This is a genomic window from Pseudomonas sp. p50(2008) (assembly GCF_015351605.1).
Taxonomy (GTDB): Bacteria; Pseudomonadota; Gammaproteobacteria; order Pseudomonadales; family Pseudomonadaceae; genus Aquipseudomonas.
Genome location: NZ_JACMYF010000007.1, coordinates 294,082 through 320,451 on the forward strand (window position 1 = coordinate 294,082; position 26,370 = coordinate 320,451).

Sequence of the window (26,370 nt, forward strand, 5' to 3'; positions counted from 1 at the left end):
CACATTCCTGTGCCAAGTAGCCGCGCTAATTAAGGTCACACAGATGGACATGCAATCCCGAATTCGCCAGCTTTTTCAGGCCAGTATCGACACCAAGCAAATGGCGATGGACGTACTTGCACCGCACATCGAGCAAGCCAGCCAGGTCATGGTCAACGCCCTGCTTAACGAAGGGAAAATGCTGTCCTGCGGCAACGGCGGCTCTGCCGGCGACGCCCAGCATTTTTCGTCGGAACTGCTCAACCGTTTCGAGCGTGAACGTCCAAGCCTGCCCGCCATTGCGCTGACCACCGACACGTCGACGATCACCTCGATCGCCAATGACTACAGCTACAACGAAATCTTCTCGAAGCAGATCCGCGCGCTCGGCCAACCGGGCGATGTGTTGCTGGCGATTTCAACCAGCGGCAACTCGGCGAACATTATTCAAGCGATCCAGGCCGCACATGATCGCGAAATGATTGTCGTAGCAATGACGGGTCGCGATGGCGGCGGCATGGCGTCACTGCTTTTGCCCGAGGACGTTGAGATCCGGGTACCGGCCAACGTCACTGCACGTATTCAAGAAGTCCACCTGCTGGCGATCCATTGCCTATGCGACTTGATCGACAGCCAACTGTTCGGGAGTGAAGAATGACCCCTAATCGCCTAGGCCTTCTGGCCTTGACCCTATGCCTCGGCATCAGCGGCTGCACCTCGGTGGTAAACGCCAGCCGGGAAGCGCCGATTGAAGACGACCGCGGCACCCGCACCTTCGGCAGTAAAATTGACGATTCCCTGATCGAGACCAAGGTTGGCGTGAACATCGCCAAGGCCGACCCTGCACTGGATAACGACTCGCACATCGTCGTCACCAGCTTCAACGGCGTTGTACTGCTTGCCGGCCAGACCCCACGCGAAGACCTCAAAGCCAAGGCCGAGCAGGCAGCCTCTGTCGTCCAGCGCGTGAAGAAAGTCCATAACGAACTGCAAGTGCTGCCGCCTTCCGGCTTCCTTGCCCGCCAGAACGATGCCTGGCTGACCTCCAAGATCAAGACCCAGATGCTCACCGACCCGAACATCCCGGGCTCGCGCATCAAGGTCATTACCGAAAACGGCATCGTCTATCTGCTGGGCCTGCTGACCAAGCAGGAAGCGGCGCAGGCGACCAATCTGGTGCAGGGCGTTTCTGGCGTGCAGAAGATTGTGAAGCTATTTGAATATATCGATTGATGCGTTATCGGACCTACAGGTTTGAAGTGGCGACGTAATAAAAAAGGCGATCCTTTCGGATCGCCTTTTTTATTACTTCACCACTTTCAAACTGGGTCGACCGCTTGGACGCGGCGGCTCGGTGTCGGGTGGCGGAATATCATCATCCAGCTCGACCTCTTCCTCGTCTTCCATGGGCGATTCCAGATCAAACACCATGCCCTGACCGTTCTCCCGGGCGTAAATGCCCAGGATCGATGCGATAGGCACGTACAGGGTGTGCGGAACGCCACCGAAGCGCCCTTCGAAGCTGACCGCTTCGTTATCCATGTGCAAATGACGCACAGCTGCCGGCGATACGTTCAGGACAATTTGTCCGTCACTGGCAAAACCCTGAGGCACCTGTACCGACGGATACTCGGAATTGACCAGCATGTGCGGGGTGCAATCGTTATCCACAATCCACTCATAGAGCGCGCGGACCAGATAAGGTCGACTGGAGTTCATAGCGGCTCCTTAAGCCTTAGCGCATATCGCGTTCGACACCAGACAGACTCGCCTGGAAAGCCTCACGCGCAAACGAGCGCTCCATATAATCAAGCAGCGGCTTGGCTGGCCGCGGCAGTTCAATACCCAAAATCGGCAAACGCCAGAGTATTGGTAGTAGGCAGCAATCCACCAGGCTTTGTTCCTCACTGAGGAAAAACGGCTTGTCAGCGAACAACGGCGACACGCCGCTCAGGCTTTCTCGCAGCTCTTTACGAGCAACGACACGGGCCGCTTCCTTGGTCCGCGAATCCAGGATCAGATCCACCAGGCCACACCAGTCACGCTGAATACGATGTATCAGCAGACGGCTGTTCGCTCGCGCCACTGGGTAAACCGGCAATAACGGCGGATGCGGGTAACGCTCATCCAGATATTCCATCACCACGGTCGACTCCCACAGCGCCAGGTCACGATCGACCAGGGTGGGCAGACTTCCGTAAGGGTTCACTTCAATCAGTTTAGGCGGCTGGCGACCAGCTTCCACATAAATGATCTCTGCGCTGACACCCTTCTCTGCAAGTACGATACGTACCCGGTGGGAATAGTGGTCGGCGGGGTCGGAGTAACAGGCCAACCGATTGGTCACGCCCATGGCGGTCCTCCTCGCTTGTTGAAATTTCGAAAGCGGAAAAACGAGCGCGCCCAGAGGGCGTCTCCCCGTAACGCCTGGATAACCAGATCCGTTACACCTTTAGAGACGCCCTTGGGCGCGCGCGATTAACAGCAATTGCTTAAAGCGTTATCAGTGCACGTCTTTCCAGTATTCGCGCTTGAGCAGGTAAGCGAATACGAAGAAGAACGCCAGGTACAGCAATACATACGTACCGATGCGCTGATGTTGCAGCTTAACCGGGTTAGCCGAGTAAGCGAGGAAGGTTACCAGATTCTTCACCTTCTCATCGAACTGCTCTTCAGTCAGCGTTCCGCTTTTCGGCACGATGGTCAGCTGATCGCACGCTTCATGAGTCAGCGGCGTACCGGTCAGCGGATCATATTGCTTCTTGCCGTCTTCGACGATCTGGACCTGTTTGCAGCCCACGACCTGACGACCTTGCAGACCGACCAGAACGTTTGGCATCCCTACGTTAGGAAATACCTTGTTGTTCACGCCCCATGGACGCGCTGGGTCTTCGTAGAAAGACTTCAGGTAGCCATAGAGCCAGTCTGTACCACGAACGCGAGCAACCAGGGTCAGGTCAGGCGGTGCCGCACCAAACCAGGTCTTCGCGTCAGCCGGCTGCATACCGATGTTCATGTGGTCGCCGATCTTGGCGCCAGTGAGCACCAGGTTCGAGAGCATCAAGTCATGCGGAATGCCGAGGTCGTCGGCAACACGCTCGTAACGCTGGAACTTGGCGCTGTGGCAACCCATGCAGTAGTTGGCGAACGTACGTGCGCCATCTTGCATTGCAGCCTTGTCGGAAACGTCGATATCGACTTTTTCCAACTCAGGACCACCGTGTTCAGCCGCAAAAGACAGCACAGGCAGAGCAGCAAGAATCAGTACAGCAAATAGCTTTTTCATCAGCCAGTCACCCTTTCCGGAACCGGTTTTGTCTTCTCGAGCCTGGTGTAGAACGGCATCAGAATGAAGTAGGCGAAGTACAGGAAGGTGCATACCTGCGACAGCAGCGTACGACCTGGCGTTGGAGCGAGTACGCCCAACACGCCCAGGATCACGAACGAGATGCAGAACACCCACAACCAGATCTTGCTCATCCAGCCCTTGTAACGCATCGACTTGACCGGACTCCGGTCGAGCCACGGCAGGACGAACAGCACAGCGATCGCCGCACCCATGGCAATGACACCCAGGAGCTTGTCGGGAATCGCCCGCAAAATTGCGTAGAACGGCGTGAAGTACCAGACGGGTGCAATGTGCTCAGGTGTCTTGAACGCGTTCGCCTGTTCAAAGTTCGGCTTCTCGAGGAAGTAGCCGCCCATTTCCGGGAAGAAGAACACGATCGAGCAGAAGATGAACAGGAACACCACAACGCCGACGATATCTTTCACGGTGTAGTACGGGTGGAAAGCAATGCCATCCAGCGGTACGCCGTTTTCGTCTTTGTACTTCTTGATGTCCACGCCGTCCGGGTTGTTCGAGCCGACTTCGTGCAGCGCCAGCACGTGCAACACCACCAGACCGAGAATCACGATCGGCAGGGCAACAACGTGTAGGGCAAAGAAGCGGTTCAGGGTGATACCGGAAATCAGGTAGTCACCACGGATCCACTGAGTCAGGTCGTCACCGATGACCGGAATCGCACCGAACAGCGAGATGATTACCTGGGCACCCCAGTACGACATCTGGCCCCAAGGCAGCAGGTAGCCCATGAAGGCCTCTGCCATCAACGCCAGGTAGATCAGCATGCCGAAGACCCACACCAGCTCACGCGGCTTCTGATACGAGCCGTAGAGCAAGCCACGGAACATGTGCAGATAGACCACGATGAAAAACGCCGAAGCGCCGGTGGAGTGCAGCAGACGCAGGATCGAGCCGTACTCGACGTCGCGCATGATGTATTCGACGGAGGCAAACGCTTCTTCCGCCGACGGGGTGTAGCTCATGGTCAGCCAGACACCGGTGACGATCTGGTTGACCAGAACGAGCAGCGCGAGGGAACCAAAGAAATAGAAGAAGTTAAAGTTCTTCGGGGCGTAATACTTGCTGAGATGGTCTTCCCACATTTTGGTCGCGGGGAAGCGTGCATCAACCCAATCCATGAACTTGCTCATCACGCTTTCTCCGTATCGACGCCAATGACAATGATGTCATCGGTCTCATAGGAATGCGGGGGAACTGGCAGGTTCAAAGGCGCAGGTTGCGACTTGTAGACGCGGCCAGCCAGATCGTAGTGGGAACCGTGGCAAGGGCAGAAATAACCACCTACCCAATCCTTGCCCAGATCCGCAGGTGCCACTTCCGGACGGAAAGTCGGCGAGCAACCCAGGTGCGTGCAAATACCGATCAGCAGCAGAACCTCTGGCTTGATCGAACGCGTTTCCGGGTCGACATAAGTCGGTTGTGTCGAGTTCTTGGAGGTAGGGTCAGACAGCTGGCCCTCGATCTTTTTCAGATTCCCCAGGATTTCCTCGGTACGGCGGACGATGAATACCGGCTGACCGCGCCACTCAGCAATCATCTGCTGGCCTGGCTCGATTTTGCTGACATTCACTTTCACCGGTGCACCTGCGGCTTTCGCCTTGGCACTGGGAAACCATGACCCCACGAACGGGACCGCAGCCCCCACCGCTCCTGCAGCACCCACCACGGATGTGGCTGCTACCAAGAAGCGACGCCGGCCTGCATTCACGCCGTCATTGCTCATTCAGTCCTCTCCCATCAGCTTTGTGGCCTGTTAAATCAGGCATCTACTAAGTAAATCTATGTACTTATAAAAATTTTGCCGAATGGTAATGAAAAGCCCCAATTCTGACAAGGTAATTACCCAAGTGCTCCACTGCCAAGCCTTGCAGTATAGGGGCTCTGCGCGTGTGGCAAGTTGTCACAGCGCAATTATTCAAGAATTCGCGCCCATAAAAAAACGCCCAGCTCCGTGAGGAAACTGGGCGTTCTTTTTTGAACGTAGAAGCGAATTAACGCTTCGAGTACTGCGGACGCTTACGCGCTTTACGCAGACCAACTTTCTTACGTTCAACTTCACGAGCATCGCGAGTAACGAAGCCAGCTTTGCGCAGAGCGCCACGCAGGGTTTCGTCGTACTGCATCAGTGCGCGAGTGATACCGTGGCGGATTGCGCCAGCTTGACCACTTACACCACCGCCGATCACGGTGACGTAGATGTCGAACTTCTCGACAGTCTCAGTCAATTCCAGCGGCTGACGAACTACCATACGGGCAGTTTCGCGGCCGAAGAAATTATCCAGCGAACGGTTGTTGATGGAGATGTTACCAGTACCCGGACGCAGGAAAACGCGTGCGGTTGCGGTCTTGCGACGGCCAGTGCCGTAATTTTGAGTCGCCGACATAATGAACTATTCCGTTAAAACTTCAGTTCTTGGGGCTGCTGAGCAGTATGAGGGTGTACAGCGCCCGCATAGACTTTCAGCTTACGATACATGTCGCGACCCAGCGGGTTCTTAGGCAGCATGCCTTTGACCGCGGTCTCGATCACGCGCTCAGGGGCTTTAGCGATCAGCTTTTCGAAGTTGATCGACTTGATGCCGCCCGGGAAACCGGAGTGGGAGTAGTAGATTTTGTCGGTGGTTTTAGCACCGGTTACACGAATCTGCTCGGCATTGATAACGACGATGTAATCGCCGGTGTCAACGTGAGGAGTGTACTCAGCTTTATGCTTGCCACGCAGACGGCTCGCGATTTCGGTGGCCAGACGACCCAGGGTCTGACCTGCAGCGTCGACGACAAACCAGTCGCGCTGTACTGTTTCCGGTTTAGCAGTAAAAGTTTTCATTCTTTATAGCCTCAGGGGCCGCCCTGTAAATTAGACGGCGGATCTTACTGAATAGTGCGTACTTTGACAAGTCAAAGGCAGCCGGATACAGACGCTTTCGGGGGCTCGGGTCGGCGCGTCCGTTCAACGGCAAGATTCTTCGGCGGCGGCGCATCACTTCCACTGCAGAAAGAGGTGCGCAATTATGCAGATTGCGAAAAATAATTCAACCTGCTTTTATGATTGTTTTTCCAAAGGAGCACCCGATGGACTATCGCCAGCTAGGCCGAACCAATCTGAACGTGAGTGCCATCTGCCTCGGGACCATGACCTGGGGCGAGCAAAACAGTGAAGCTGAGGCCTTCGCGCAGATCGAACGGGCCAAGGGTGCGGGAATCAATTTCATCGACACCGCCGAGATGTATCCGGTGCCGCCCAAGGCAGAAACCTACGCCGCTACCGAGCGCTACATCGGCAATTACTTCAAAAGTCGCGGTGATCGTGCGGACTGGATCCTGGCCAGCAAGATCGCCGGCCCCGGCAACACCATCGATTACATCCGTGATGGAAACCTGCGACACAACCGTCAGCACATCACCGAAGCCGTCGACGCCAGCCTCCAGCGCCTGCAAACCGACTACATCGACCTGTATCAGTTGCACTGGCCGGAGCGCAGTACCAATTTCTTCGGACAGCTCGGCTACAAACACAAGAGCGAAGCCAACCTGACGCCACTGGAAGACACCCTCGAAGCACTGGACGAACAGGTCAAGGCCGGCAAGATCCGCCACATCGGCCTGTCCAATGAAACGCCATGGGGCACCATGCGCTTCCTCGCCCTTGCCGAAGCCCGTGGCTGGCCGCGTGCCGTGTCGATCCAGAACCCCTATAACCTGCTCAACCGTAGTTTCGAAGTGGGCCTGGCAGAAATAGCCATCCGCGAACAATGCGGCCTGCTCGCCTATTCGCCGTTGGCGTTCGGCTTTCTATCAGGCAAGTACGAAGGTGGCGCGCGTCCGCCGAAAGGTCGTCTGAGCCTGTACAGCCGCTTCACACGCTACTTCAATCCGCAGTCGGAAGCTGCGTGCAGCCGTTATGTGGCACTCGCGCGGGAGCACGGTCTGGACCCGGCGCAGATGGCACTGGCGTTCGTGACACAGCAGCCATTCGTGACCAGCAACATCATTGGCGCGACGACGATGGAACAGCTAGAGAGCAACATCGCGAGCTTCTACTTGAAGCTTTCCGATGAAGTGCTGGAGGGCATCGAGGCGATTCATAGGGATCACCCGAACCCTGCACCTTGATTGATTCTTAAACCCCATCGCGGGCAAGCCACGCTCCCACAGGTTTGCGCAACACCTGTGGGAGCGGGCTTGCTCGCGAAGGCGTCAGTCCAGTCACCGCCAATTACAGCGACCGCGCAATAATCTCCTTCATGATTTCGTTGGTCCCCGCATAAATCCGCTGCACCCTCGCATCCGCCCACGCCCGGGCCACCGGGTATTCCCACATGTACCCGTAGCCACCATGCAACTGCACGCATTCGTCGAGCACCTTGCACTGCAGGTCCGTACCCCAATACTTCGCCATCGCCGCTGTCGGCACGTCCAGCTTGCCTTGCAGGTGCAGTTCCAGGCAGCGATCGACGAAGACCCGGCCAATCTGGATTTCGGTCGCCATTTCCGCCAACTTGAAGCGGGTGTTCTGGAAATCCGCAACCGCCTTGCCGAACGCCTTGCGTTCGCGGGTGTATTCAAGTGTCCATTGCAGCGCGGCTTCAGCCGACGCAAGGCCGCCGATGGCAACGGTGAGCCGCTCCTGAGGCAGCTCCTGCATCAGATAAGCAAAGCCCATCCCAGCCTGACCCAGCAGATTCTCCTTGGGCACCCGGACGTCCTGGAAGAACAGTTCCGAGGTGTCCTGAGCCTTCATGCCGACCTTTTCCAGACGCTTGCCCTTATCGAAACCCGGCGTGTTGGCCTCGACCAGAAACAGACTCGTACCTTTCGCCCCGGCTTTCGGATCGGTCTTGGCCACGACAATCACCAGGTCGGCCAGAAACCCGTTGGTGATGAACGTCTTCGAACCGTTGATCACATACTCATCACCGTCCAGCACAGCGGTGGTCTTGACCCCTTGCAGATCGGAGCCGGCGCCTGGCTCGGTCATCGCGATGGCGGTGACCATCTCACCCGACACCAGTTTCGGCAGGTATTTGTGTTTCAGCGCTTCACTGCCGTAATGCAGGATATAAGGCGCAACAATGTCCGAATGAAGAGAAAAACCTATCCCGGTAAGCCCGAGCCGACCGACTTCTTCGATCACCACGGTGCTGTACAAAAAATCCGCTCCCAGGCCTCCGTACTCTTCCGGCAGATGCGAACACAACATCCCCGCCTCCCCTGCCTTGTTCCAGAGTTTGCGGTCGATGTACCCCTGTTTTTCCCATTGCCCATGAAACGGCACCGCTTCTTTTTCGAGGAACGTTCGCACACTGTCGCGAAAGAGTTCGTGCTCGGAGCTGAACAAGGTTCTGGGGATCATGCGGCACCTGTCGTTTTTATTAGAAGGATGTAGCTCAAGAGACTAAGCCCCGCTTCCGATACAGGACACTGGACACATCAGACAAAAAATAAGACGATCCAGCCGTCTCGTGACCACTTTCCCCTATAAGAATAAAGTTGAATTATGTCTAACCGAGCCTCCACGCCTTTACGGCGCGTCTGCATCCTGGCGATCGACCGGGTTTTCGCTTCCACCCTCATGCAAGCCAAGGATTTTTTTCACCTCGCCAGCCTGCGTTACGGCAAACAACTCGGCCACGGCCTGGTCCCGGCGTTCGAAACCCGCCTGGTCAGCCCCGATGGCAAGCCGGTAAACAGCTTCAGTGATGTGATCATGCCGGTGGATGGCGGCCTGGAAAACGCTGACATCATCATCCTTCCAGCTTTCTGGGACGATTTCGAAACGCTCTGCCAACGTTATCCTCAAGTGCTGCCCTGGCTGCGCCAGCAACATGCCCGTGGGGCTGTTCTATGTGGTGAGGCCACTGGCGTGTTCTGGCTCGCCGAAGCCGGTCTGCTCGACGGCAAGGAAGCGACCACTTACTGGCGTTTCTTCAATGCCTTTGCCGAGCGCTTCCCGAAAGTGCAGCTCAATCAGGACAAACACCTTACCGACGCGGACAACCTGTACTGCGCAGGCGGCACCACCTCGGCCTGCGACCTCTACATCTACCTCATAGAACGCTTCTGCGGCGCCAACGTGTCGCAAGCCGTGGCCCGCGATATCCTCTATGAAGTGCAACGCAGCTATTCCCCCGGACGAATCGGGTTCGGCGGTCAAAAGCTGCATCAGGACGTGATCATCCTGCAGATCCAGCACTGGCTCGAAGAACATTTCGCCGACAAATTCCGCTTTGAAGACGTCGCTCGCGAACACGGCATGAGCATCCGCAATTTCATGCGCCGCTTCCAGACCGCCACTGGCGACAAGCCGCTGCACTACTTGCAACGCCTACGCATTGAAACCGCCAAGGGATTGCTCTCCGCCAGTCGCAAAAGCATCAAGACCATCAGTTACGAAGTGGGTTACGACGATGCGAGCTTCTTCGCGCGGTTGTTTCGCCAGCACACTGAATTGTCGCCAAACCAGTATCGGCAGCAATTCCAGCAAGCTGCATAAACCATTACCCCCTGTAGGAGCACAGTTTGCTGGCGATGAACGAAGACTCGTCTTTTGCCGATACGCCGCGCAACTAAAGTCGCGGGAAAGTCGGGTCGCCGCATCGCTTGCTCCTACAAGTATCAAGGCTCTCTATTCTCCTTTCCCACATTTAAAGGAGAATAAAGAGCGGGCTATCGTCCGACTTGGCTGACGTGCAAAACCCTGGTACCCATTCAAGATCCTCCCTCGTTAATACATCAGGGAAGATCAACGATGACTATCGGCTCCAGTTACAACTACCCCTCCTCTATCGCCAAAAGCATCACCCGCAAAAAACGCTCGTTAACAACACAATGGTCTGCGCGCTTTCCAAATCCACCGGATTTATGCTTTGACTACCGAACACTGGTAGAACAGGAAAACGGCATCGCCCGAGCAAAGAGTCCAGAGCACAAAATTTGTATTATCGGCGCAGGCATTACTGGGCTCACCGCAGCCCGAGAACTTTACCGTTGCGGCTTCACTCACATAACGCTTATTGAGCAATCAAAACGCATTGGTGGAAGGCACCTCACGTTGCCGGGCAGCCCTGGCTCGGCAGCAAGTCATACACCTTTCGAGATGGGTGCGATGCGCATGCCATTTTTCAATACCGCGGACGAGCCTCCAAAAGAAGGTCGATCCTTGATGGCTTACTACGCCAACGAGTTCGACCTGGCCATTTCCGATTTCGCCAACCCGGGCAGCCAATGGGTCACTTCGACGGGCATCTATCTCCGAGAAGGCACCATGGCGGGCGGGCCTGCACCTCACATGCTGATATGGAAAAATACTGACGGTACGACGCCGCCTCCCGGCGAGGAACTACAGAAGGTCAACACGAAGTGGAAGACGTTTGCCGATCGAATGACGCGTCATGTAGCAGAGGTATATGGCAGTCAGAAATGGGAGGCAATGTGGGCTGCCATCGTCAACAAGTACGAAAGTATCTCTTTTCGTGACCTCGTCAGCATGCCATCCATCGAGTCCTGGGATGAACGCAGCCCCGGAGACTTCGGCGGAATGGGCATGTCACCGGACGAATCTGCAATCTTTTATGCGATAGGCATCGGCGACGGGAGTTGGGGGGCGTTTTATGACGTGTGCAGCCTTTATCCCCTACGCACAGCAATCTTTGGTTTCAGCAGCCAATTGCAATTGGTCCTCGGCCGTGTCGATACGGCGGGCAACCCGATAAATTCGCCCCTTCTACGCGCCAGTGCGGTTTACGATTCAAAGGGACAGGAATTTTCCAGGCCTCGGTATATCGGGCTCGCCGCCCTTGCGGAATGTCTTTTTTTCATCAAAACCGTCGAGACGGGAAAGTCCGTTTACGAACACAGTCTTGAAAGAACTGACGGCTTCCTGACAGATTCTTCCGTCACCCAACTCGTGAAGCTCGATAATCAAAAAACACGCGTCTACTACAACTGGAAATCCAGCGATGCCGAAGAGTCCGAGGAGTTATCCGATGACTTTGATTCCGTCATTGTGACCCTCCCCTCGTGGCTGCTGGAAACCCGCATAACCCTTAAAAACTTCAACCCGTCCATGCTTCCTTTTGGAATCATCAATGCTTATAAAACCGCACATTGGGAAACAAGCTGCAAAGTTTTCGCGCCTCTCAAACGATCATTTTTATCCAACAACACGAAAATCCCTCAAGTGATCGTCACCGACAGCTTCATTCATGACGTATACACCTACCGTTACAACAGCAACTATAGCTACGATTGCATTCTGTTGAGTTACACATGGGAAGACGACGCCACCAAACTGTGCTTATTCTCGGACAAAGAACTGATCAAGAAGTGCGTGAAAGAACTTGATCGAATACTCATGAACTCCGCCAACATTCAAGAAAGAATCTCCCCGTACATCGGAATCGAGCAAGCGGTGGTGCAACGCTGGATGAACGATAAAAATGCATTGGGTTGTGCAAAGTTGTACCGACCAGGCACCTATTACGATGCCGTCAGCTTAATGAAATACAATCGGGACTACTCCGCGTGCTCCGGCCTCTACCTTTCTGGTGAGTCTTTTTCCGTCGACGCCGGCTGGACAGAGCCTTGCTTCCGAGGCGCTGTCGACGCCGTCATTCATATCTGTAACAAAACTCAAGCCACCTTCAATGGCGGTTTCTCCATGGCTGACTATCCGGAATACAAGCTCAGGAACTGACCTCGATTTTCCGCTCAAGCGCCAATGCGGGTCACGTATGGGCTCGCATTGGTCATCTTGGGATAAGGACTACACCCAAAACGGAAACGGCTGACTTTCGCTCACTGCCATCTTAAACCCCTAATAAACGCACAACTAAACGGGTTGAAGAACAATAAAAACGAGGTCATTCGAAATGAGCGAATCAACAAGTCCTGTTCGTGTAGCAGTCGTGCAATTCGATCCACAAGTCGGAATGAACAACCGGGAAGGCAATCTGTGTTGCAGCCTCGAATTGGCTTTAGAAGCCGTTCAAGGGGGTGCAAATCTCATCGTGCTGCCCGAGCTGTCCAATACAGGCTATTTTTTCACCAACCGACAGGACGCTTTCGAACATGCCGAAGCAGTTCCCGACGGGCCAAGTGTTCTGAGCTGGACAAATTTCGCCAGGGAACACAACGTTTACCTGGTGGCGGGATTGACCGAGCGAGACGGTATGCGGCTCTTCAACACCGCCGTCCTCTTGGGCCCGGAAGGTTTTATCGGGAAGTATCGGAAAGCTCATTTATGGAACCTGGAGAAACTTTGGTTCACGCCGGGTGACACGGGCTTTCCGGTGTTCGATACGCCGATCGGTCGCATCGGCTTGTTGATCTGCTGGGACATCTGGTTCCCGGAAGTGCCCCGCATCCTTGCCCAGCAAGGCGCGGATATCATTTGCAGCCTGAACAACTGGGTCTGGACACCGCCGCCGCTGTTCGATGATGCCGGCAAGTGCATGGCTTCCTACCTGACGATGACGGCAGCGCACGTCAACAATGTGTTCATTGCGGCGGCGAGCCGTATCGGCGAAGAGCGAGGCGCACGTTATCTCGGTTGCTCGTTGATTGCCGGCACCAATGGCTGGCCGATGGGCGCCGTGGCCTCGGCAGACAAACAGGAAATACTGTTCGCCGACATAGACCTGACCAGTGCTCGCAGCGCCCCCATCTGGAACAACCTGAACGATCTGCATCGCGATCGGCGTACCGATCTGTTCGATCAGATGCTCGGTTACACCCAGCACCCCGCCCTGCCGCGCTAATCAGGGGAACCTCATCATGGACTCTCAAACCGATTCTCCTCGGGCGGATTCGCTCGCCCGCAGAACGCTTGATACGTCAATTCTCGTGCTGTTGATCGGCATGGGGCTACTGATTGCCTGGCTTTCATTCACCTACCGCTCTTCCTGGTCAGCCCATTGGCCAGACTACACGCACATGGTCTCCTCCCTCCCCGACCCCAGTGCCTGGTTGCGCTGGGTTTTGGGGGACATCAGCGAAGTTGCTTTCTACAAACACGAGTTCGCGTCCATTGGGCTATTGGCGGGTGCCTATCTGGCGTATTGGGCCAATCGGACGGGGAAGCGCTGGCAAGGGTTTGCCATCTCTTACGGCAGCGGGCTCTGGCCATGGCTGGTGACCAGCTCCCTGCTTGGCTTGCTGCTAAGCAACCTTCTGTGGGGCTGGACGGTTACGGCGACCAGTTGGCAGCCCACATTTGCTGCATTTGTATCGTTGCCAGCGGCGATGGTGCTGATGTTTGGAGGGGGCTGGAAGGTCACGATCAATGGCGCAATCATGGGTGCCGCACTGGTAACCCCCCTGTGTTTGCTGATAGTGAACTACGTCTGCAATCCTCTGGGATTGCCAGCCGTGATCGGCAATGTCACAGGCATGGCGGTTGCCAGCGTCCTGGCTTTCCTGCTCTGCCGTTACGTGCCGATCCTCGTGAAGGACACTTCTACGCCAGCGGTAAATGAAACCGCCACGCCCCCGGTAGAACCTGCCAAGGCAAATAAGCCCGATTACGGAATTATCTGGAGCCTGCGCCGTGTATTGGCAGACTTTTCAGAAGCGCCGTTCTTCGGCAATGAACTGGCGAGCATCGGCCTTTTGCTGGGAGCCCTTCTGGCCTACACACTTAACCCCATGAGTCCGGTCTACGGCTCGGGCTTGCTGCCTCAACTCATCGGCGCCCAGGCGCTGACTTCAGCCATAGGCGTGGTGATCTGGCGTCGACACTGGATGCATCTTGGTTGGTACCCCACCTACGTTCCACTGGTGTCAGTCGTGCCGGCCGCGGTCCTTACCTATGGCGGTAGTTGGCAGGTCATCGTCACGAGCGCACTGCTGGGCGCACTGATCGCCCCGCCACTGGCACACGCCATCGCCAAGAGAGTACCGAAGGATATGCACCCCTACATCGGCAATGTCCTCTCCATGGCCATCAGTACGCTGCTGATCATCCCGTTTATCGGGTTCCTGATATCCAACTGAAGCGAACATCGGGCTGTACTGGTGAGTGCAGCCCGTTTTTTTGTCACCACCAAGCGAGGTACAACATGGACCTGCCCAAACTGGCCATTGCGGCTTTAGGCGGCACCGTGAGCATGCAAGCCAGGCATGCGGGTGAAGGCGTTATACCGACAGTCAGTGGTGAAAGCCTTCTGGCCTTGGTGCCGGAACTCACAAACATGGCTCGGGTGACGGTAGAAACGCTGGGGCTGATGCCCAGCGCTTCGTTGAACTTTGAGTTTCTGCTGAGCGTACTTTCATGGGCAAACTATCAGGTTGAGCAAGGTGCTGTTGGCGTTGTCATCACTCAGGGCACCGACACCCTGGAAGAGACGGCCGCATTCTTTGATTACCTGTGGAACCACGACGCGCCGCTGGTACTGACTGGCGCCATGCGCTCGGCCGGACAAGTGGGCGCGGACGGTCCAGCGAATCTGTTGGATGCCAGCCGGGTTGCACTGGCGAAAAACAGTCGGCGCAGAGGCGTCCAGGTGGTGATGGGCGCAGAGATTCACCACGGGACGACCGTACGTAAAACCGATTCATTGGCGTTACAGGCGTTTTCATCGCCAATGGTTGGCCCCTCCGGAATGCTGCTGGAGGGAACAGTCCACTATCTACGCGAACCGCCTCGCAGGAAACCATTACCTTTGCCGCAGCAGACATCCCAGGAAATTGCCCTGCTGGAAAGTACGCTGTCCGCCGATTCCCTGTTGTTGGAGAACATCCTCGAATTGGGTTACGACGGGCTGGTGATTGCCGGATTTGGAGCCGGTCACGTGTCAGAAAAGTGGGCTGACGCAGTCGAAAAAATCGCGAAGAAAATTCCCGTGATCATTGCGACCCGTACCGGATCCGGCCCTACCGCTCAAAGCTCTTATGGCTTCATCGGCAGCGAAATGGATTTGATACGTCGAGGTGCAGTGATGGCGGGATTTCTCTGTCCGCGCAAAGCCCGAATCCTGCTGTGGTTGCTGGTGGGTGGCGGGCGGCAGGATGATTTGGGGGTGTTTCTAGCTCAGGACTAATACTTTCAAAGGAGATCTGCGGTGTACGAAAAAAGGGCCTGCAAATGCAGGCCCTTTTTTGTTCTCCGAATGTGCCTACGGCTTGTGTGCCCGAGACAGGAATTCGTGAGATTGCATTTCCAGCAAGCGACTCAAGGTCCGTTGGAACTCGAAGTTCAGGCGACCGCCGGTGTAGAGATCCTTGAGTTCGACTTCGGCAGAAATGATCAACTTCACGTTACGGTCGTAGAACTCGTCGACCATGTTGATGAAGCGTCGGGCGATGTCGTCGGTGGTGACGCTCATCTGCTCGACACCGCTGAGCAGCACGGCGTGGAAGATCTTGCCCAGTTCGATGTAGTCGTTCTGGCTGCGCGGACCGTCGCACAGTTCGCGGAAGTCGAACCAGGCCACGTCGTCGCACGTACGCAGCGCGCGAATTTCGCGGTTTTCGATCATCAGGACGTCGTTTTCGATCGCTGCGGTGCACTCCGGCGTCAGGGCCCGGAAGCTTTTGCGCAGGCTTTCGTGGGACGCTTCGTCCAGCGGGAAGTGGAACAGTTCCGCTTGCTCGAGGTGACGCAGACGATAATCGACGCCACTGTCGACGTTGACGATCTCGGTGTTCTGTTTGATCAGCGCGATGGCCGGCAGGAAACGCGCACGTTGCAGGCCGTCCTTGTACAGGCCGTCCGGCACGATGTTCGAGGTCGCGACCAGCGTTACGCCGTTCTTGAACAGTTCTTCCATCAGCGTGCCGAGGATCATCGCGTCGGTGATGTCGGAGACGAAGAATTCGTCGAAGCAGATCACACGCGATTCGTCGGAAAAACGCTTGGCGATGATGGTCAGCGGGTTTTTCTCGCCGCCGAGGGTCTTCATTTCTTCGTGCACGCGCTTCATGAAGCGGTGGAAGTGAGTCCGGGTCTTTTCCTTGAAAGGCAGCGCTTCGAAGAAGGTGTCGACCAGGTAGGTCTTGCCGCGACCCACGCCGCCCCAGAAGTACACGCCCTTTACCGGGGCCTGGTCTTTTTTGCCAAACAGTTTGCCGAACAGGCCTGGTTTGTTCTGCTGGGCTGCGACCAGATCGTCATACAGGCGCTGCAAATGACGCACAGCATTTTCCTGCGCGGCGTCATGGAAGAATTCCGGGCGTTTCAGATCAGCTTGATATCGTTCTAGGGGCGTCATAATTCGTTAGCAAGGCAACAAAAACGGGCCGTCACTGTAGCGATGGCCCGTGGGAATGGCAATCGGCCCTTAGTCGGACCGAGCCGTTGTTTTATTCCTGAACCGGCGTCAGGGCAACGCGCAGGGCGTCGATGGCGACGTCACGGGCGGCGCTGTCCGCGAACACTGCACTGTCGGCAACGCACTCGCCTTCCAGCCAGACACTGAAGCTCAGGTCTTCGCTGCGCACGTCCAGAGGTTGGCCCGCTTGCAGCTGCTTGGTCACCTGGCCCGCGGTTTTGCCGTCGGCAAAGTTGCGCGACAAGAGCAGTTGTTCGCCATCGGCCGCCAGGAGACGGAAGCGGAAGCTGCCGTCCTCCTCACGGAAACTGACGAAACGCGCGGCTTTCGCGGCTTTTTTCTTGGTACTGGCAGCCACCTGCGTCTGAGCGACGAATGAACGCAGGCCTACCGCTTCGCGCAGTTCCTGGAGGAATGGCGTCGCCACGGAGCGGGCCTTTTTGGCACCGATCTGCAGGATGTCTTCCAGGTCGGCCGGGCGCTCGATCAGTTGGTGATAGCGCTCGCGGGACTCGCCCAGTTCGCTGTCGAGCAGCTGAAACAGACGATTCTTCGCCTCGCCCCAGCCCAGGCCCTGCAACAGCTCACTACGAAACTCATCAGACTGCACCGGTGTGGCAAACGCCTGGAACAGGGTGAACAGGTGAGAGTTGTCCGGATCTTTTGCTTCGCCTGGCGCGCGGGAGTCGGTGACGATCCGCGAGATCGCGTCCTTCATTTCCTTGGCGCTGCTGAACAACGGAATGGTGTTGTCGTAGCTTTTCGACATCTTGCGACCGTCGAGGCCTGGCAGCGTGGCGACGCTTTCTTCGATCAGCGCCTCAGGCATGGTGAAGAACTCTTTGCCCTGGCCAAACAAGTGGTTGAAGCGCTGGCCGATGTCCCGCGCCATTTCCACGTGCTGGATCTGGTCACGACCGACCGGCACCTTATGGGCGTTGAACATCAGGATGTCCGCAGCCATTAGCACCGGGTAGCTGTACAAGCCCATGGTGATACCGGCGTCCGGGTCTTCACCGGTCTCGACATTCTTGTCCACCGACGCCTTGTAGGCGTGGGCGCGATTGAGTAGGCCCTTGGCGGCAACGCAGGTCAGCAGCCAGGTCAGCTCGGGGATTTCCGGGATATCAGACTGGCGATAAAACGTCACGCGGTCCACATCGAGGCCACCGGCCAGCCAGGTCGCGGCGATTTCCAGACGCGAGCGCTGGATGCGCAGCGGGTCATCGCATTTGATCAGGGCGTGATAGTCGGCCAGGAAGTAGAACGAATCGGCATTGCTGTCACGGCTGGCAAGGATTGCCGGACGGATAGCGCCGGCATAGTTGCCCAGGTGCGGCGTGCCGGTGGTGGTAATGCCGGTGAGGATACGGGTACGAGTCGTCATGGGTAATCGCTTGTCAGACTGCAATCAATTCGAAAGACGCGGCAGGATCAGATCCTTGAGATCAGTCAGCTTGCCATGAAAAAAGTGTCCGCATTCTGCCACTTTCAGCAGCTCATGGGGACGTTCAAGGTTCCCGGACCAGTCATAGACCAACTGCGGATCGATCACTTCGTCGGTTTCCGGCTGAATCAGGGTCAGTTCACCCTGTTGTGGCAGTTGATCCTGATCGCCCAGGCGCATGACCGCTGGCGCGATCATGAACACATGCTTGAGCGGCTCACCCTTGGCTTCCAGGCGTCCGCCGAGACTTGCCGCAACAAAACCGCCGAAGGAGAATCCGAACAGGGTCAAGGGAAGATCGGGGTGTCTGGCGCGCAACCATTCGGCGACAGCCTGTGCATCGTCGACTTCGCCAGTGCCCATGTCATGGGCGCCTTCGCTGGCGCCGACGCCGCGATAGTTGAAGCGCAAGGTGATCAAACCGGCGTCGCGCGCGGTGCGCTGCAGGGTCGAGACCACTTTGTTGAGCATGGTGCCGCCCTGCACCGGGTTGGGATGGCAGATCAACGCCAGGCCCCGAGGCGCGTCGCTGTTCAGGTAAAGTGCTTCCAGTTGGCCGACGGGGCCATCAATCACTACAGGGGTTTCGCGCATAAGCAAGGAAGGAACTCCGTGACCTCGAATCGGGTCGACTCGTCTAGCAAATTGTCTGTGCCAATCTATTGCGAGTGAATCGCGGTATACAGCGCAGGTTCGAGCCGTTAACGTAAAGCAAAGCCGTTTATAGAGGAAGGACTCGTGGAACACTCGCTCTTAGTTTGGTTGTTGCCGACTCTTGCCCTGGTTGTGGGTGTCGCCGTTGGATTCCTGATCGCTCGCCTGGTGCCGAATGCCGCTCCTAGTAGCACGCAACGTCAGCTGGATGACATTCAGGAACGTTTCGACAGTTATCAGAACGAGGTGGTGACCCACTTCAATAGCACTGCAACCCTGGTCAAGAAGCTCACTCAGAGCTACCAGGAAGTGCAGGATCATCTCGCCGAGGGCGCCAATCGCCTGGCCCTGGACGAGCAGACTCGCCAACGCTTGCTGGCCGCCCTGCATGCTGATGCAGGCCAGGCCCCACGGGAACGCCTGACGCCACCGCGCAATCAGGAGCCGCCTCGCGACTACGCCCCCAAAGCCCCGAACGCACCGGGTATGCTCGATGAGCATTACGGCCTGAAGAAGTAATCAGGTTTCGCGCGACATGAAAAAGCCCCCGGATGAGTGATTGTCCGGGGGCTTTTTTGTGGTTGATGGTTTCAGGGTGACTGACAGGGCCTCATCGCGGGCAAGCCCGCTCCCACAGTTTTTTGTGGATGACCACTATTGTGTGACCGACATAAACCCTGTGGGAGCGGGCTTGCCAGCGATGGGGCCCGAACCGTCGATACAAGACGTTCAGGCAGAACTCATTTAGCCCAACACCTCACTGGCCACCTGATCAACCGCACCTTTGGTGATGTCGACAATCAGATCAGCCTCCTCCTCCGTCAGAATCAACGGCGGCGCAAAGCCCAGGATGTCGCCGTGAGGCATCGCCCGGGCGATCATTCCGCGCTCCAGACACGCCGCTGACACCTTTGGCCCAACCTTCAACGCGGCGTCGAACGGCGTGCGTTGCTCACGATCGGCCATGAACTCGACGGCGGCCAGCATGCCATCACCCCGCACCTCACCCACCAGCGGATGACCTTCCAGGACTTCACGCAGACGACGGTTCAGGTAGCTGCCGACTTTTTCGGCGTTCTCTGTCAGGTTTTCCCGTTCGAGAATATCGAGGTTGGCCAGCGCCGCTGCCGCACAGATCGGGTGACCGGAATACGTCCAGCCATGCCCCATGGCACCTTGGGACTCGGACGCCTTTTCAATCACATCCCACACTTTTTCGCCAACGATCACCGCCGACAATGGCGCATAAGCGCTAGTCAGCCCCTTGGCAGTGGTGATCAGGTCCGGACGCATTCCGTAACGCTGACTGCCCATCTTTGAACCCAGGCGACCAAAAGCACACACCACTTCGTCGGCAATCAGCAGGACGTCGTATTTATTGAGCACCGCTTGAATCGCCGACCAGTAACCGGCCGGTGGGACGATGATGCCGCCAGTGCCCATCAGCGGTTCACCGATAAAGGCGGCCACCGTGTCCGGCCCTTCAGCCAGGATCATTTTTTCCAGCTCGTCGGCGCAGTAACGCACGAACGCGACTTCATCCATGCCGGTGGGCGCCTTGCGGTACCAGTGCGGGCAAACCGTGTGTTTGATGCCTTCGGACGGCAGGTCGAAATGTTGATGAAAGGTCGGCAGGCCCGTCAGGCTGCCGGTCATGATGCCCGAGCCGTGGTAGCCACGATCACGGGAGATGATTTTCTTCTTCTGCGGGCGTCCCAGTACGTTGTTGTAGTAACGCACCAACTTGATCTGGGTTTCGTTGGCGTCGGAACCGGACAGGCCGTAATAGACCTTCTTCATGCCTTCGGGCGCCCAGTCCATGATGCGGCTCGACAGCTCGATAATCGCCTCGGTCGAATGCCCGACATAGGTGTGATAGTAAGCAAGCTCCTTGGCCTGCTTATAGATCGCGTCAGCGACTTCGGTGCGGCCGTACCCGATATTCACGCAGTACAGGCCGGCAAAGGCATCAATGAATTCGCGGCCCTCATGGTCGCGAATACGGATACCCGACGCACTCTTGATGATGCGCCCCTTGAGCGCCCCGCTGGCGTGATCATGGGCGTGGGTGGACGGGTGCATGAAGTGCGCGCGATCTTGTTCGAACAGCTTATCGATTTCCTGGTTCATGGCATGTCTCCTGAGAATTGGCTTTAGAACTGACCTTGATGGTGCAGGCAAAAATATTTGGTTTCGACAAAGGCTTCGAAGCCCTCGGAGCCACCTTCGCGGCCCAATCCCGAGGATTTCATGCCACCGAACGGGATCGGATGGCCGGTAAACTTGACGCCGTTGACCGCGACCATGGCGTGATCGAGGCGGCGAATCAGCGGGTAAATCAGGTCCAGACGGTTGGAGCAAATGTAGGCGGCCAGTCCGTATTCGGTGTCGTTGGCCATTTCGATCGCCTGTTCGAGGGTGTCGAACGGCATGACCCCGGCAATCGGCGCAAAATTTTCTTCGCGGTAGATCCGCATCTGCGGCGTGACATCGGCCAGCACCGTCGGTTGATAGAAAAGGCCACCGAGTGCATGCGCCTCGCCACCGACCAGACGCCGGGCACCGAGTTGCAGGGCGTCCGCAACGCGCTCGGCGGTGACATCGAACGCGGCCTGATGCATCAAAGGGCCGATATCGACGCTTTGCTCTTGAGCGCCGACCATCGCCGGCCCAACCTTCAACTCGCGCACAGCGGCGGCGAAGCGACTGAGGAACGCGGGATAGACCGAGCGCTCGACCATGATCCGGTTGGCGGCGCAGCAATCCTGTCCGGAGGTCTGGAACTTGGCCTGCACCGCGACTTTCACCGCCAACTCCAGATCGGCATCGGCGCACACAATGAATGGCGCGTTGCCGCCCAGTTCCAGCGAAACTTTTTTCACATCCTGAGCCGCCGCTTGCAGGACCAACTTACCGACACGGGTCGAGCCGGTGAAACTCACCGAGCGCACACGGCTGTCTTCAACCAGGGTTTGCATCGCCATTTGCGGCTCGCCCAGCACCACGTTGAAAACGCCTGCCGGGAAGCCCGCCTCCTCGGCCAACTGCGCCAGTGCGAATGCCGAATAGGGGGTTTCATGGGCGGGTTTGATCACCACGGTGCAGCCCGCTGCCAGTGCGGCGGCGGCTTTGCGGGTGATCATCGCCGAGGGGAAATTCCACGGGGTCAGCAGCGCACAAACGCCCACCGGTTCCTTGATCGTGCCCAAGTGTGCACCGGGAATATGGCTGGGGATGTTCTGCCCGTACAACCGCCGCGCTTCTTCGGCGAACCACGGAATGAAACTGGCGGCATAAGCGATCTCGCCGCGGGATTCGGCTAGAGGTTTGCCCTGTTCCAGGCTGAGGATGCGAGCGAGGTCATCCTGATGCTCGATCATCAGAGCCGCCCAACGCCGCAGAATGGCGCCTCGGGCATCGAGGCTCTGTTCGCGCCAGAAAGCAAAGGCCCGGTGTGCCGCGTCAACGGCGGCGACGATTTGCGGCTGATCCAGCATCGGCACATGTCCGATCAACTGCCCATCAGCAGGATTGTTCACGGCAATGCTCTGGCCGCTGTCACTGTGGACCCAATGGCCATCGATGTAGCAGAGGGCCTTGAACAGCAGCGGATGTTTGAATGTCATGGCGGTTACTCCAAACCGTGTGCGTGAACCCATGGTAGGACTGGGTGGCATGAATGATTTGGCGTTTGACGGGGTGTGGCAGGTGGTTTTTTCTGATTGAACGCGGGCAAACAGAGGCTTTTTGCGGTGAAAAACTGCATCGACAGAATCACCAGGTAGTCACTGTGGGAGTGAGCCTGCTCGCGATAGAGGTGTGACAGACAACATCCACAATGACTGACACACCGCTATCGCGAGCAGGCTCGCTCCTACAGTAGAGCCGCGGATGCTTCAGGTTTCTTGCGCCAGCTCGGCCGGCAAGGCGCCAGCGGTCTTGATGGTTTTGGTGACGATGTAGGTGAAGTAGCGTTCGATACCCAGGTCATCAAGTAGTAACTGGTCGATAAAACGCTGGTAATGGTCGATGTCCGGCGACTGGATCATCGCCATGTAATCGACACCGCCGCCGGTGGCGTAACAGAACGCCACTTCGACGGCCTCGTTCATGCGCTGCTCGAAACGCCGCATATCCTGGGCGGTGTGGCGGGCCAGGGTGATTTCCACCAGGACCTGCTGACTTTTGAACACCGCGTTCCAGTCGATCTGCGCCCTGTAGCCTTTGATCAAGCCCAACGCTTCGAGTTTGCGCACCCGCTCCCACGCAGGGGTCACCGACAGATTGATCGCGTCGGCCAGGCTCGACTTGGTGATACGCCCGTCCTCAGCGAGGATCCGCAGGATTTTCAGGTCGTAGCGGTCGAGTTTGTGCATGGGGCGGAGATCTCCAGTGCGATGAGGGGCCTGTGGGAGTGTGTCAGTTCAGCACTTCGGCGATGACCGCAATGGTATCGCCGCACCTCACCAACCCCGGAAAATGCCGCGCCGCCAACAAGCCACTGCGGGCCGCACGGTATTCCACCGGCGCCACACCTGTGCGGGTGGCGTCGTACACACGGGCAATCAGTTCACCTTGGCTCACGTTGTCACCCAGGTCGCGGCACATTTCCAGCAGACCGTCATGCTCGCTGGCTATGAAACAATCGGCGTCGGGCATGTCGAGCATGATCGATTCCCGGGCCTGTACTTCACCTTGAAGAATCCCAGCATGCACCAGCAGATTGCGCACCCCGCGCTCGGCAATGGCCACACTGCGGGCGCTGGAAGAACCACCGCCGCCCAACTCGGTCGTGACAAATACCTTGCCCTGCCTCTCGGCGGCGGTGTCGTACATCGACCCCGCATCCAGCTCCAGCATTCGCATGCTGTACGGCGCATTGAATGCACGCATGCCGGCTTCGCATTGAGTTTGCTGGTGCTTGTCCGGCAGCACATGACACGCGGCGAACGGCAGGAAATCCAGGGTGCGGCCACCCGAATGAATGTCCAGCACGATATCCGCCAGCGGCAACAAAGTGCGGTTGAAGTAATCAGCGATTTTCTCGGTCACCGAGCCATCCGGTTTACCGGGAAAACTGCGATTCAGGTTGCCCTTGTCGATCGGCGACGTCCGTCGCCCGGCATGAAACGCAGGCGTGTTCATGAACGGGACGATGATCACCCTGCCCGTCACCTCGGCCGCCGTCAGGCCTTGCGCGAGCTTGCTCAGTGCGACCGGGCCTTCGTATTCGTCACCGTGGTTGCCGCCACTGAGCAACGCGGTCGGCCCCTTGCCGCGCTGAATTACGGTGACGGGAATCATGACCGCACCCCAGGCTGAATCGTCCCGGGAGTACGGCAGTTTGAGAAACCCGTGCTGCACCCCTTCACGGGCAAAATCCACCGTGGCGCTGATCGGGTTATCAGGCAATTCGCTCATGGCTCAATCCTTCACGAACAGTTGGCGAGGCACGTTGCACAGGGTTTCGACGCCGGTCTCGGTGATCAGAATGCTTTCGGTAATTTCCAGCCCCCAATCGTCCATCCACAGGCCCGGCATGAAGTGGAAGGTCATGCCCGGTTGCAGCACGCTGTTGTCGCCGGGCCGCAGGCTCATCGTGCGCTCGCCCCAGTCAGGCGGATAGCTGATCCCGATCGGGTAGCCGCAACGGCTGTCCTTGTGGATGCCGAATTTCTCCAGCACCTTGAAAAACGCCACGGCAATATCACCGGTGGTATTGCCGGGCTTGGCGGCTTCGAGTCCGGCGGCAATGCCTTCGACCACGGCTTTTTCACCGTCGAGGAAGTGCTGCGGTGGCTTGCCCAGGTAGATCGTGCGAGACAGCGGGCAGTGATAGCGTTTGTAGCAACCGGCGATCTCGAAGAACGTACCGGCACCTTTTTCGAAGGGCGAATCGTCCCAGGTCAGGTGCGGCGCACTGGCATCGGCGCCCGTCGGCAACAACGGCACGATGGCCGGGTAATCACCGCCATGGCCGTCGGCGCCCAGGATGCCGCTGCTGTAGATTTCCGCCACCAGTTCGTTTTTGCGCATGCCCGGTTCTATCCGCTCGAGAATGCGGCCGTGCATGCTCTCGACGATGCGCGCGGCGATGCGCATGTAGGCGATTTCCTGGGGCGATTTGATCGCTCGCTGCCAATTCACCAGCCCCACTGCGTCAATCAGGCGGGCCTGTGGCAGGTTTTTCTTCAGTGAGAGATAAGCGGCGGCACTGAAGTAATAGTTGTCCATTTCGACGCCGATGGTCAGCGCATCCCAGCCGCGGGCACTGATGACCTCCCGGGACAGGTAATCCATGGGATGGCGCTCCCGGGACTGCACATAGATATCCGGGTAACCGACGATGTTCTCGTGCTGCATGAACACCGTGCGTTTGGCGCCATTGGCGTCTTGCCCGCGACCAAACCACACCGGTTCGCCATCGAGCGCCAACAGCACGCATTGATGAACATAAAACGACCAACCGTCATAGCCGGTCAGCCAGGCCATGTTCGACGGATCAGTGACCAGCAACAGCTCGATGCCCTGGGCCTGCATGGCCACGCGAACCTTGGCCAGACGCTGGGCGTATTCCTCCCGTTCGAACGGGAGATTGACGACTATCTGAGACATGCACATGCCCTCTGATAAATGACGCACGGATGAAAAAACCGATTAGCTGGCGAACTGAAAACCTTTCCCGGCCGAGCGCGCACGCTCAAACGCCAGATTGGCCATGGCCGTGTCCTGGGCTCCGGTGCCGGTGAGGTCGCACAAGGTGATTTGCGACGCCTCGGTTCGACCGGGGCGCTGGCCGGACAGCACTTGCCCCAGTTCCACCAGACCTGATTCGTCGGCAAGGGCACCAGCCGCCAAAGCGTGATGCAACTCGCCGAGGAGGCGTGTCTGGCTCAGCCGGTCGGCGACGTAGCGATCGACCCTGGCCAACACCTGCGGGGCAATTTCGTTTTTGTGTTCGGCGTCCGAGCCCATCGCGGTGATGTGCAGGCCGGGGCGCAAGTGGTGGGGCTCAATCAAGGGATCGCGACTTGGCGTACAGGTGATCGCGATATCCACGTCGGCCATCGCCTCGTCGAGGCTCGCGCAAGCCGTGACCATCAGACCGCTGTCGCGCGCCAGTTCATTACCGAAGGCGACGGACTTGGCGCTGTCCCGAGCCCAGACCCGTACGTGTTCGATCGGCCGCACCAGACGCAACGCCTGAAGCTGCAACGCCGCCTGCTCGCCGGCACCGATCAGCGCCACGCTGCGGCTGTCGGCCCGGGACAACGCCCGAGCCGCCACGGCACCGGCCGCTGCTGTGCGCACGGCGGTCAGGTAACCGTTGTCCAGCAACAAGGCTTCCAGCACACCAGTGCGCGCCGACAACAACATCATCATGCCGTTGAGGCTTGGCAGACCCAGTTTCGGGTTGTCGAAAAATCCCGGGCTGACCTTAATCGCAAAACGCTCCAGACCGGGCAGGTACGCGGTCTTCACATCCACTTCACCGTTGTGCTCGGGGATGTCCAGACGCAGGATTGGCGGCATCGCCACCGCAGCCGTGGCCAGCAGCACGAAGGCCTGCTCAATGGCGTCGATGCTTGGCAGATCCAGCGCTACACAGGCGCGCAAGTCCGCTTCGCTCAATAAGGTGATGTCAGTCATCGACG

Annotated in this window: 26 protein-coding genes; 9 read left to right on the forward strand and 17 right to left on the reverse strand. The window is 57.6% G+C overall.

Translation table 11 applies throughout. The annotated features are described in order from the left end of the window. Window positions 1–43 precede the first annotated feature (43 nt). A complete protein-coding gene (locus H7698_RS21015) occupies window positions 44–637 on the forward strand; it encodes a phosphoheptose isomerase (protein WP_162437226.1) in 594 nt (197 codons plus the stop codon). Further along, a complete protein-coding gene (locus tag H7698_RS21020; RefSeq protein WP_162437225.1) occupies window positions 634–1,212 on the forward strand; it encodes a BON domain-containing protein in 579 nt (192 codons plus the stop codon). Before H7698_RS21015 ends, H7698_RS21020 begins: the two co-directional genes overlap by 4 nt. A gap of 72 nt (window positions 1,213–1,284) precedes the next feature. Here the strand turns inward: H7698_RS21020 and H7698_RS21025 are convergent, their stop codons facing one another. The 7 genes from H7698_RS21025 to rplM all read right to left on the reverse strand — a co-directional run bounded on the left by H7698_RS21025 (window position 1,285) and on the right by rplM (window position 6,173). Continuing rightward, window positions 1,285–1,698 carry a ClpXP protease specificity-enhancing factor gene (locus H7698_RS21025; RefSeq protein WP_194692702.1) on the reverse strand — a complete coding sequence of 138 codons (414 nt, stop codon included), beginning with the start codon at window positions 1,696–1,698 and terminating at the stop codon, window positions 1,285–1,287. A 16-nt stretch (window positions 1,699–1,714) separates the two neighbouring features. Beyond that, window positions 1,715–2,332: a glutathione S-transferase N-terminal domain-containing protein gene (locus H7698_RS21030; protein WP_162437223.1), complete on the reverse strand. Its 618-nt coding sequence runs from the start codon at window positions 2,330–2,332 to the stop codon at window positions 1,715–1,717. 150 nt (window positions 2,333–2,482) lie between these two features. Then, on the reverse strand, window positions 2,483–3,265 hold the full coding sequence (locus H7698_RS21035) for a cytochrome c1 (RefSeq protein ID WP_162437222.1): 783 nt from the start codon (window positions 3,263–3,265) through the stop codon (window positions 2,483–2,485). Next, on the reverse strand, window positions 3,265–4,476 hold the full coding sequence (locus H7698_RS21040; protein ID WP_162437221.1) for a cytochrome b: 1,212 nt from the start codon (window positions 4,474–4,476) through the stop codon (window positions 3,265–3,267). The genes H7698_RS21035 and H7698_RS21040 overlap by 1 nt, the downstream gene beginning before the upstream one ends. After that, window positions 4,476–5,069, reverse strand: coding sequence for a ubiquinol-cytochrome c reductase iron-sulfur subunit (gene petA / locus H7698_RS21045; RefSeq protein WP_007905300.1), 594 nt, complete (start codon window positions 5,067–5,069; stop codon window positions 4,476–4,478). Before petA ends, H7698_RS21040 begins: the two co-directional genes overlap by 1 nt. A 268-nt stretch (window positions 5,070–5,337) precedes the next feature. Next, a complete protein-coding gene (gene rpsI, locus H7698_RS21050) occupies window positions 5,338–5,730 on the reverse strand; it encodes a 30S ribosomal protein S9 (RefSeq protein WP_002555064.1) in 393 nt (130 codons plus the stop codon). A gap of 14 nt (window positions 5,731–5,744) precedes the next feature. Further along, complete coding sequence (rplM, locus tag H7698_RS21055) at window positions 5,745–6,173, reverse strand: 50S ribosomal protein L13 (RefSeq protein WP_007905295.1); 429 nt, start codon at window positions 6,171–6,173, stop codon at window positions 5,745–5,747. 245 nt (window positions 6,174–6,418) lie between these two features. Here rplM and H7698_RS21060 point away from each other — a divergent pair, with 245 nt between their 5' ends. Then, on the forward strand, window positions 6,419–7,459 hold the full coding sequence (locus H7698_RS21060) for an NADP(H)-dependent aldo-keto reductase (RefSeq protein ID WP_194692703.1): 1,041 nt from the start codon (window positions 6,419–6,421) through the stop codon (window positions 7,457–7,459). Between the two features lie 103 nt (window positions 7,460–7,562). Here H7698_RS21060 and H7698_RS21065 read toward each other — a convergent pair whose 3' ends face one another. After that, window positions 7,563–8,699 carry an acyl-CoA dehydrogenase family protein gene (locus tag H7698_RS21065; RefSeq protein ID WP_194692704.1) on the reverse strand — a complete coding sequence of 379 codons (1,137 nt, stop codon included), beginning with the start codon at window positions 8,697–8,699 and terminating at the stop codon, window positions 7,563–7,565. A 219-nt stretch (window positions 8,700–8,918) separates the two neighbouring features. Here H7698_RS21065 and H7698_RS21070 point away from each other — a divergent pair, with 219 nt between their 5' ends. The 5 genes from H7698_RS21070 to H7698_RS21090 all read left to right on the forward strand — a co-directional run bounded on the left by H7698_RS21070 (window position 8,919) and on the right by H7698_RS21090 (window position 15,384). After that, window positions 8,919–9,839: a GlxA family transcriptional regulator gene (locus tag H7698_RS21070; protein WP_194692764.1), complete on the forward strand. Its 921-nt coding sequence runs from the start codon at window positions 8,919–8,921 to the stop codon at window positions 9,837–9,839. 255 nt (window positions 9,840–10,094) lie between these two features. Next, the gene (locus H7698_RS21075; protein WP_194692705.1) at window positions 10,095–12,041 is read left to right on the forward strand and encodes a flavin monoamine oxidase family protein; all 1,947 of its coding nucleotides are present in this window, start codon (window positions 10,095–10,097) and stop codon (window positions 12,039–12,041) included. A gap of 175 nt (window positions 12,042–12,216) precedes the next feature. Beyond that, a complete protein-coding gene (locus H7698_RS21080) occupies window positions 12,217–13,104 on the forward strand; it encodes a nitrilase family protein (RefSeq protein WP_162437217.1) in 888 nt (295 codons plus the stop codon). A 100-nt stretch (window positions 13,105–13,204) separates the two neighbouring features. Then, a complete protein-coding gene (locus H7698_RS21085; RefSeq protein WP_442966313.1) occupies window positions 13,205–14,338 on the forward strand; it encodes a hypothetical protein in 1,134 nt (377 codons plus the stop codon). A gap of 65 nt (window positions 14,339–14,403) precedes the next feature. Then, window positions 14,404–15,384, forward strand: coding sequence for an asparaginase (locus H7698_RS21090; RefSeq protein ID WP_194692707.1), 981 nt, complete (start codon window positions 14,404–14,406; stop codon window positions 15,382–15,384). 75 nt (window positions 15,385–15,459) lie between these two features. Here H7698_RS21090 and zapE read toward each other — a convergent pair whose 3' ends face one another. The 3 genes from zapE to H7698_RS21105 all read right to left on the reverse strand — a co-directional run bounded on the left by zapE (window position 15,460) and on the right by H7698_RS21105 (window position 18,655). Then, complete coding sequence (gene zapE / locus H7698_RS21095; protein WP_162437214.1) at window positions 15,460–16,554, reverse strand: cell division protein ZapE; 1,095 nt, start codon at window positions 16,552–16,554, stop codon at window positions 15,460–15,462. Between the two features lie 91 nt (window positions 16,555–16,645). After that, complete coding sequence (locus H7698_RS21100) at window positions 16,646–18,001, reverse strand: tryptophan--tRNA ligase (RefSeq protein ID WP_194692708.1); 1,356 nt, start codon at window positions 17,999–18,001, stop codon at window positions 16,646–16,648. Between the two features lie 24 nt (window positions 18,002–18,025). Beyond that, window positions 18,026–18,655: an alpha/beta hydrolase gene (locus H7698_RS21105; RefSeq protein ID WP_194692709.1), complete on the reverse strand. Its 630-nt coding sequence runs from the start codon at window positions 18,653–18,655 to the stop codon at window positions 18,026–18,028. A gap of 144 nt (window positions 18,656–18,799) precedes the next feature. On the opposite strand from H7698_RS21105, the gene H7698_RS21110 reads away from it, so the two are divergent. Further along, window positions 18,800–19,234: a YhcB family protein gene (locus H7698_RS21110; RefSeq protein WP_162437212.1), complete on the forward strand. Its 435-nt coding sequence runs from the start codon at window positions 18,800–18,802 to the stop codon at window positions 19,232–19,234. 225 nt (window positions 19,235–19,459) lie between these two features. Here the strand turns inward: H7698_RS21110 and H7698_RS21115 are convergent, their stop codons facing one another. The 6 genes from H7698_RS21115 to eutC all read right to left on the reverse strand — a co-directional run bounded on the left by H7698_RS21115 (window position 19,460) and on the right by eutC (window position 26,365). Then, window positions 19,460–20,845: an aspartate aminotransferase family protein gene (locus tag H7698_RS21115; RefSeq protein ID WP_162437211.1), complete on the reverse strand. Its 1,386-nt coding sequence runs from the start codon at window positions 20,843–20,845 to the stop codon at window positions 19,460–19,462. Between the two features lie 23 nt (window positions 20,846–20,868). Next, on the reverse strand, window positions 20,869–22,341 hold the full coding sequence (locus tag H7698_RS21120; protein WP_194692710.1) for an NAD-dependent succinate-semialdehyde dehydrogenase: 1,473 nt from the start codon (window positions 22,339–22,341) through the stop codon (window positions 20,869–20,871). Window positions 22,342–22,611: 270 nt separating this feature from the next. Then, the gene (locus H7698_RS21125) at window positions 22,612–23,091 is read right to left on the reverse strand and encodes an Lrp/AsnC family transcriptional regulator (RefSeq protein WP_194692711.1); all 480 of its coding nucleotides are present in this window, start codon (window positions 23,089–23,091) and stop codon (window positions 22,612–22,614) included. 43 nt (window positions 23,092–23,134) lie between these two features. Continuing rightward, window positions 23,135–24,136 (reverse strand): N(2)-acetyl-L-2,4-diaminobutanoate deacetylase DoeB, encoded by a 1,002-nt coding sequence (gene doeB / locus H7698_RS21130; protein ID WP_194692712.1) that lies wholly within the window; start codon window positions 24,134–24,136, stop codon window positions 23,135–23,137. 3 nt (window positions 24,137–24,139) lie between these two features. Then, window positions 24,140–25,330 carry an ectoine hydrolase DoeA gene (doeA, locus tag H7698_RS21135; protein WP_194692713.1) on the reverse strand — a complete coding sequence of 397 codons (1,191 nt, stop codon included), beginning with the start codon at window positions 25,328–25,330 and terminating at the stop codon, window positions 24,140–24,142. A gap of 42 nt (window positions 25,331–25,372) precedes the next feature. Next, window positions 25,373–26,365 (reverse strand): ectoine utilization protein EutC, encoded by a 993-nt coding sequence (gene eutC / locus H7698_RS21140; protein ID WP_194692714.1) that lies wholly within the window; start codon window positions 26,363–26,365, stop codon window positions 25,373–25,375. Window positions 26,366–26,370 lie beyond the last annotated feature (5 nt).

Coding starts and splice junctions, on each gene's coding strand:
- H7698_RS21015 (WP_162437226.1), top strand. CDS start 44: ATGGACATGCAATCCCGAATTCGCCAGCTTTTTCAGGCCAGTATCGAC.
- H7698_RS21020 (WP_162437225.1), top strand. CDS start 634: ATGACCCCTAATCGCCTAGGCCTTCTGGCCTTGACCCTATGCCTCGGC.
- H7698_RS21025 (WP_194692702.1), bottom strand. CDS start 1,698: ATGAACTCCAGTCGACCTTATCTGGTCCGCGCGCTCTATGAGTGGATT.
- H7698_RS21030 (WP_162437223.1), bottom strand. CDS start 2,332: ATGGGCGTGACCAATCGGTTGGCCTGTTACTCCGACCCCGCCGACCAC.
- H7698_RS21035 (WP_162437222.1), bottom strand. CDS start 3,265: ATGAAAAAGCTATTTGCTGTACTGATTCTTGCTGCTCTGCCTGTGCTG.
- H7698_RS21040 (WP_162437221.1), bottom strand. CDS start 4,476: ATGAGCAAGTTCATGGATTGGGTTGATGCACGCTTCCCCGCGACCAAA.
- petA (WP_007905300.1), bottom strand. CDS start 5,069: ATGAGCAATGACGGCGTGAATGCAGGCCGGCGTCGCTTCTTGGTAGCA.
- rpsI (WP_002555064.1), bottom strand. CDS start 5,730: ATGTCGGCGACTCAAAATTACGGCACTGGCCGTCGCAAGACCGCAACC.
- rplM (WP_007905295.1), bottom strand. CDS start 6,173: ATGAAAACTTTTACTGCTAAACCGGAAACAGTACAGCGCGACTGGTTT.
- H7698_RS21060 (WP_194692703.1), top strand. CDS start 6,419: ATGGACTATCGCCAGCTAGGCCGAACCAATCTGAACGTGAGTGCCATC.
- H7698_RS21065 (WP_194692704.1), bottom strand. CDS start 8,699: ATGATCCCCAGAACCTTGTTCAGCTCCGAGCACGAACTCTTTCGCGAC.
- H7698_RS21070 (WP_194692764.1), top strand. CDS start 8,919: ATGCAAGCCAAGGATTTTTTTCACCTCGCCAGCCTGCGTTACGGCAAA.
- H7698_RS21075 (WP_194692705.1), top strand. CDS start 10,095: ATGACTATCGGCTCCAGTTACAACTACCCCTCCTCTATCGCCAAAAGC.
- H7698_RS21080 (WP_162437217.1), top strand. CDS start 12,217: ATGAGCGAATCAACAAGTCCTGTTCGTGTAGCAGTCGTGCAATTCGAT.
- H7698_RS21085 (WP_442966313.1), top strand. CDS start 13,205: ATGGGGCTACTGATTGCCTGGCTTTCATTCACCTACCGCTCTTCCTGG.
- H7698_RS21090 (WP_194692707.1), top strand. CDS start 14,404: ATGGACCTGCCCAAACTGGCCATTGCGGCTTTAGGCGGCACCGTGAGC.
- zapE (WP_162437214.1), bottom strand. CDS start 16,554: ATGACGCCCCTAGAACGATATCAAGCTGATCTGAAACGCCCGGAATTC.
- H7698_RS21100 (WP_194692708.1), bottom strand. CDS start 18,001: ATGACGACTCGTACCCGTATCCTCACCGGCATTACCACCACCGGCACG.
- H7698_RS21105 (WP_194692709.1), bottom strand. CDS start 18,655: ATGCGCGAAACCCCTGTAGTGATTGATGGCCCCGTCGGCCAACTGGAA.
- H7698_RS21115 (WP_162437211.1), bottom strand. CDS start 20,845: ATGAACCAGGAAATCGATAAGCTGTTCGAACAAGATCGCGCGCACTTC.
- H7698_RS21120 (WP_194692710.1), bottom strand. CDS start 22,341: ATGACATTCAAACATCCGCTGCTGTTCAAGGCCCTCTGCTACATCGAT.
- H7698_RS21125 (WP_194692711.1), bottom strand. CDS start 23,091: ATGCACAAACTCGACCGCTACGACCTGAAAATCCTGCGGATCCTCGCT.
- doeB (WP_194692712.1), bottom strand. CDS start 24,136: ATGAGCGAATTGCCTGATAACCCGATCAGCGCCACGGTGGATTTTGCC.
- doeA (WP_194692713.1), bottom strand. CDS start 25,330: ATGTCTCAGATAGTCGTCAATCTCCCGTTCGAACGGGAGGAATACGCC.
- eutC (WP_194692714.1), bottom strand. CDS start 26,365: ATGACTGACATCACCTTATTGAGCGAAGCGGACTTGCGCGCCTGTGTA.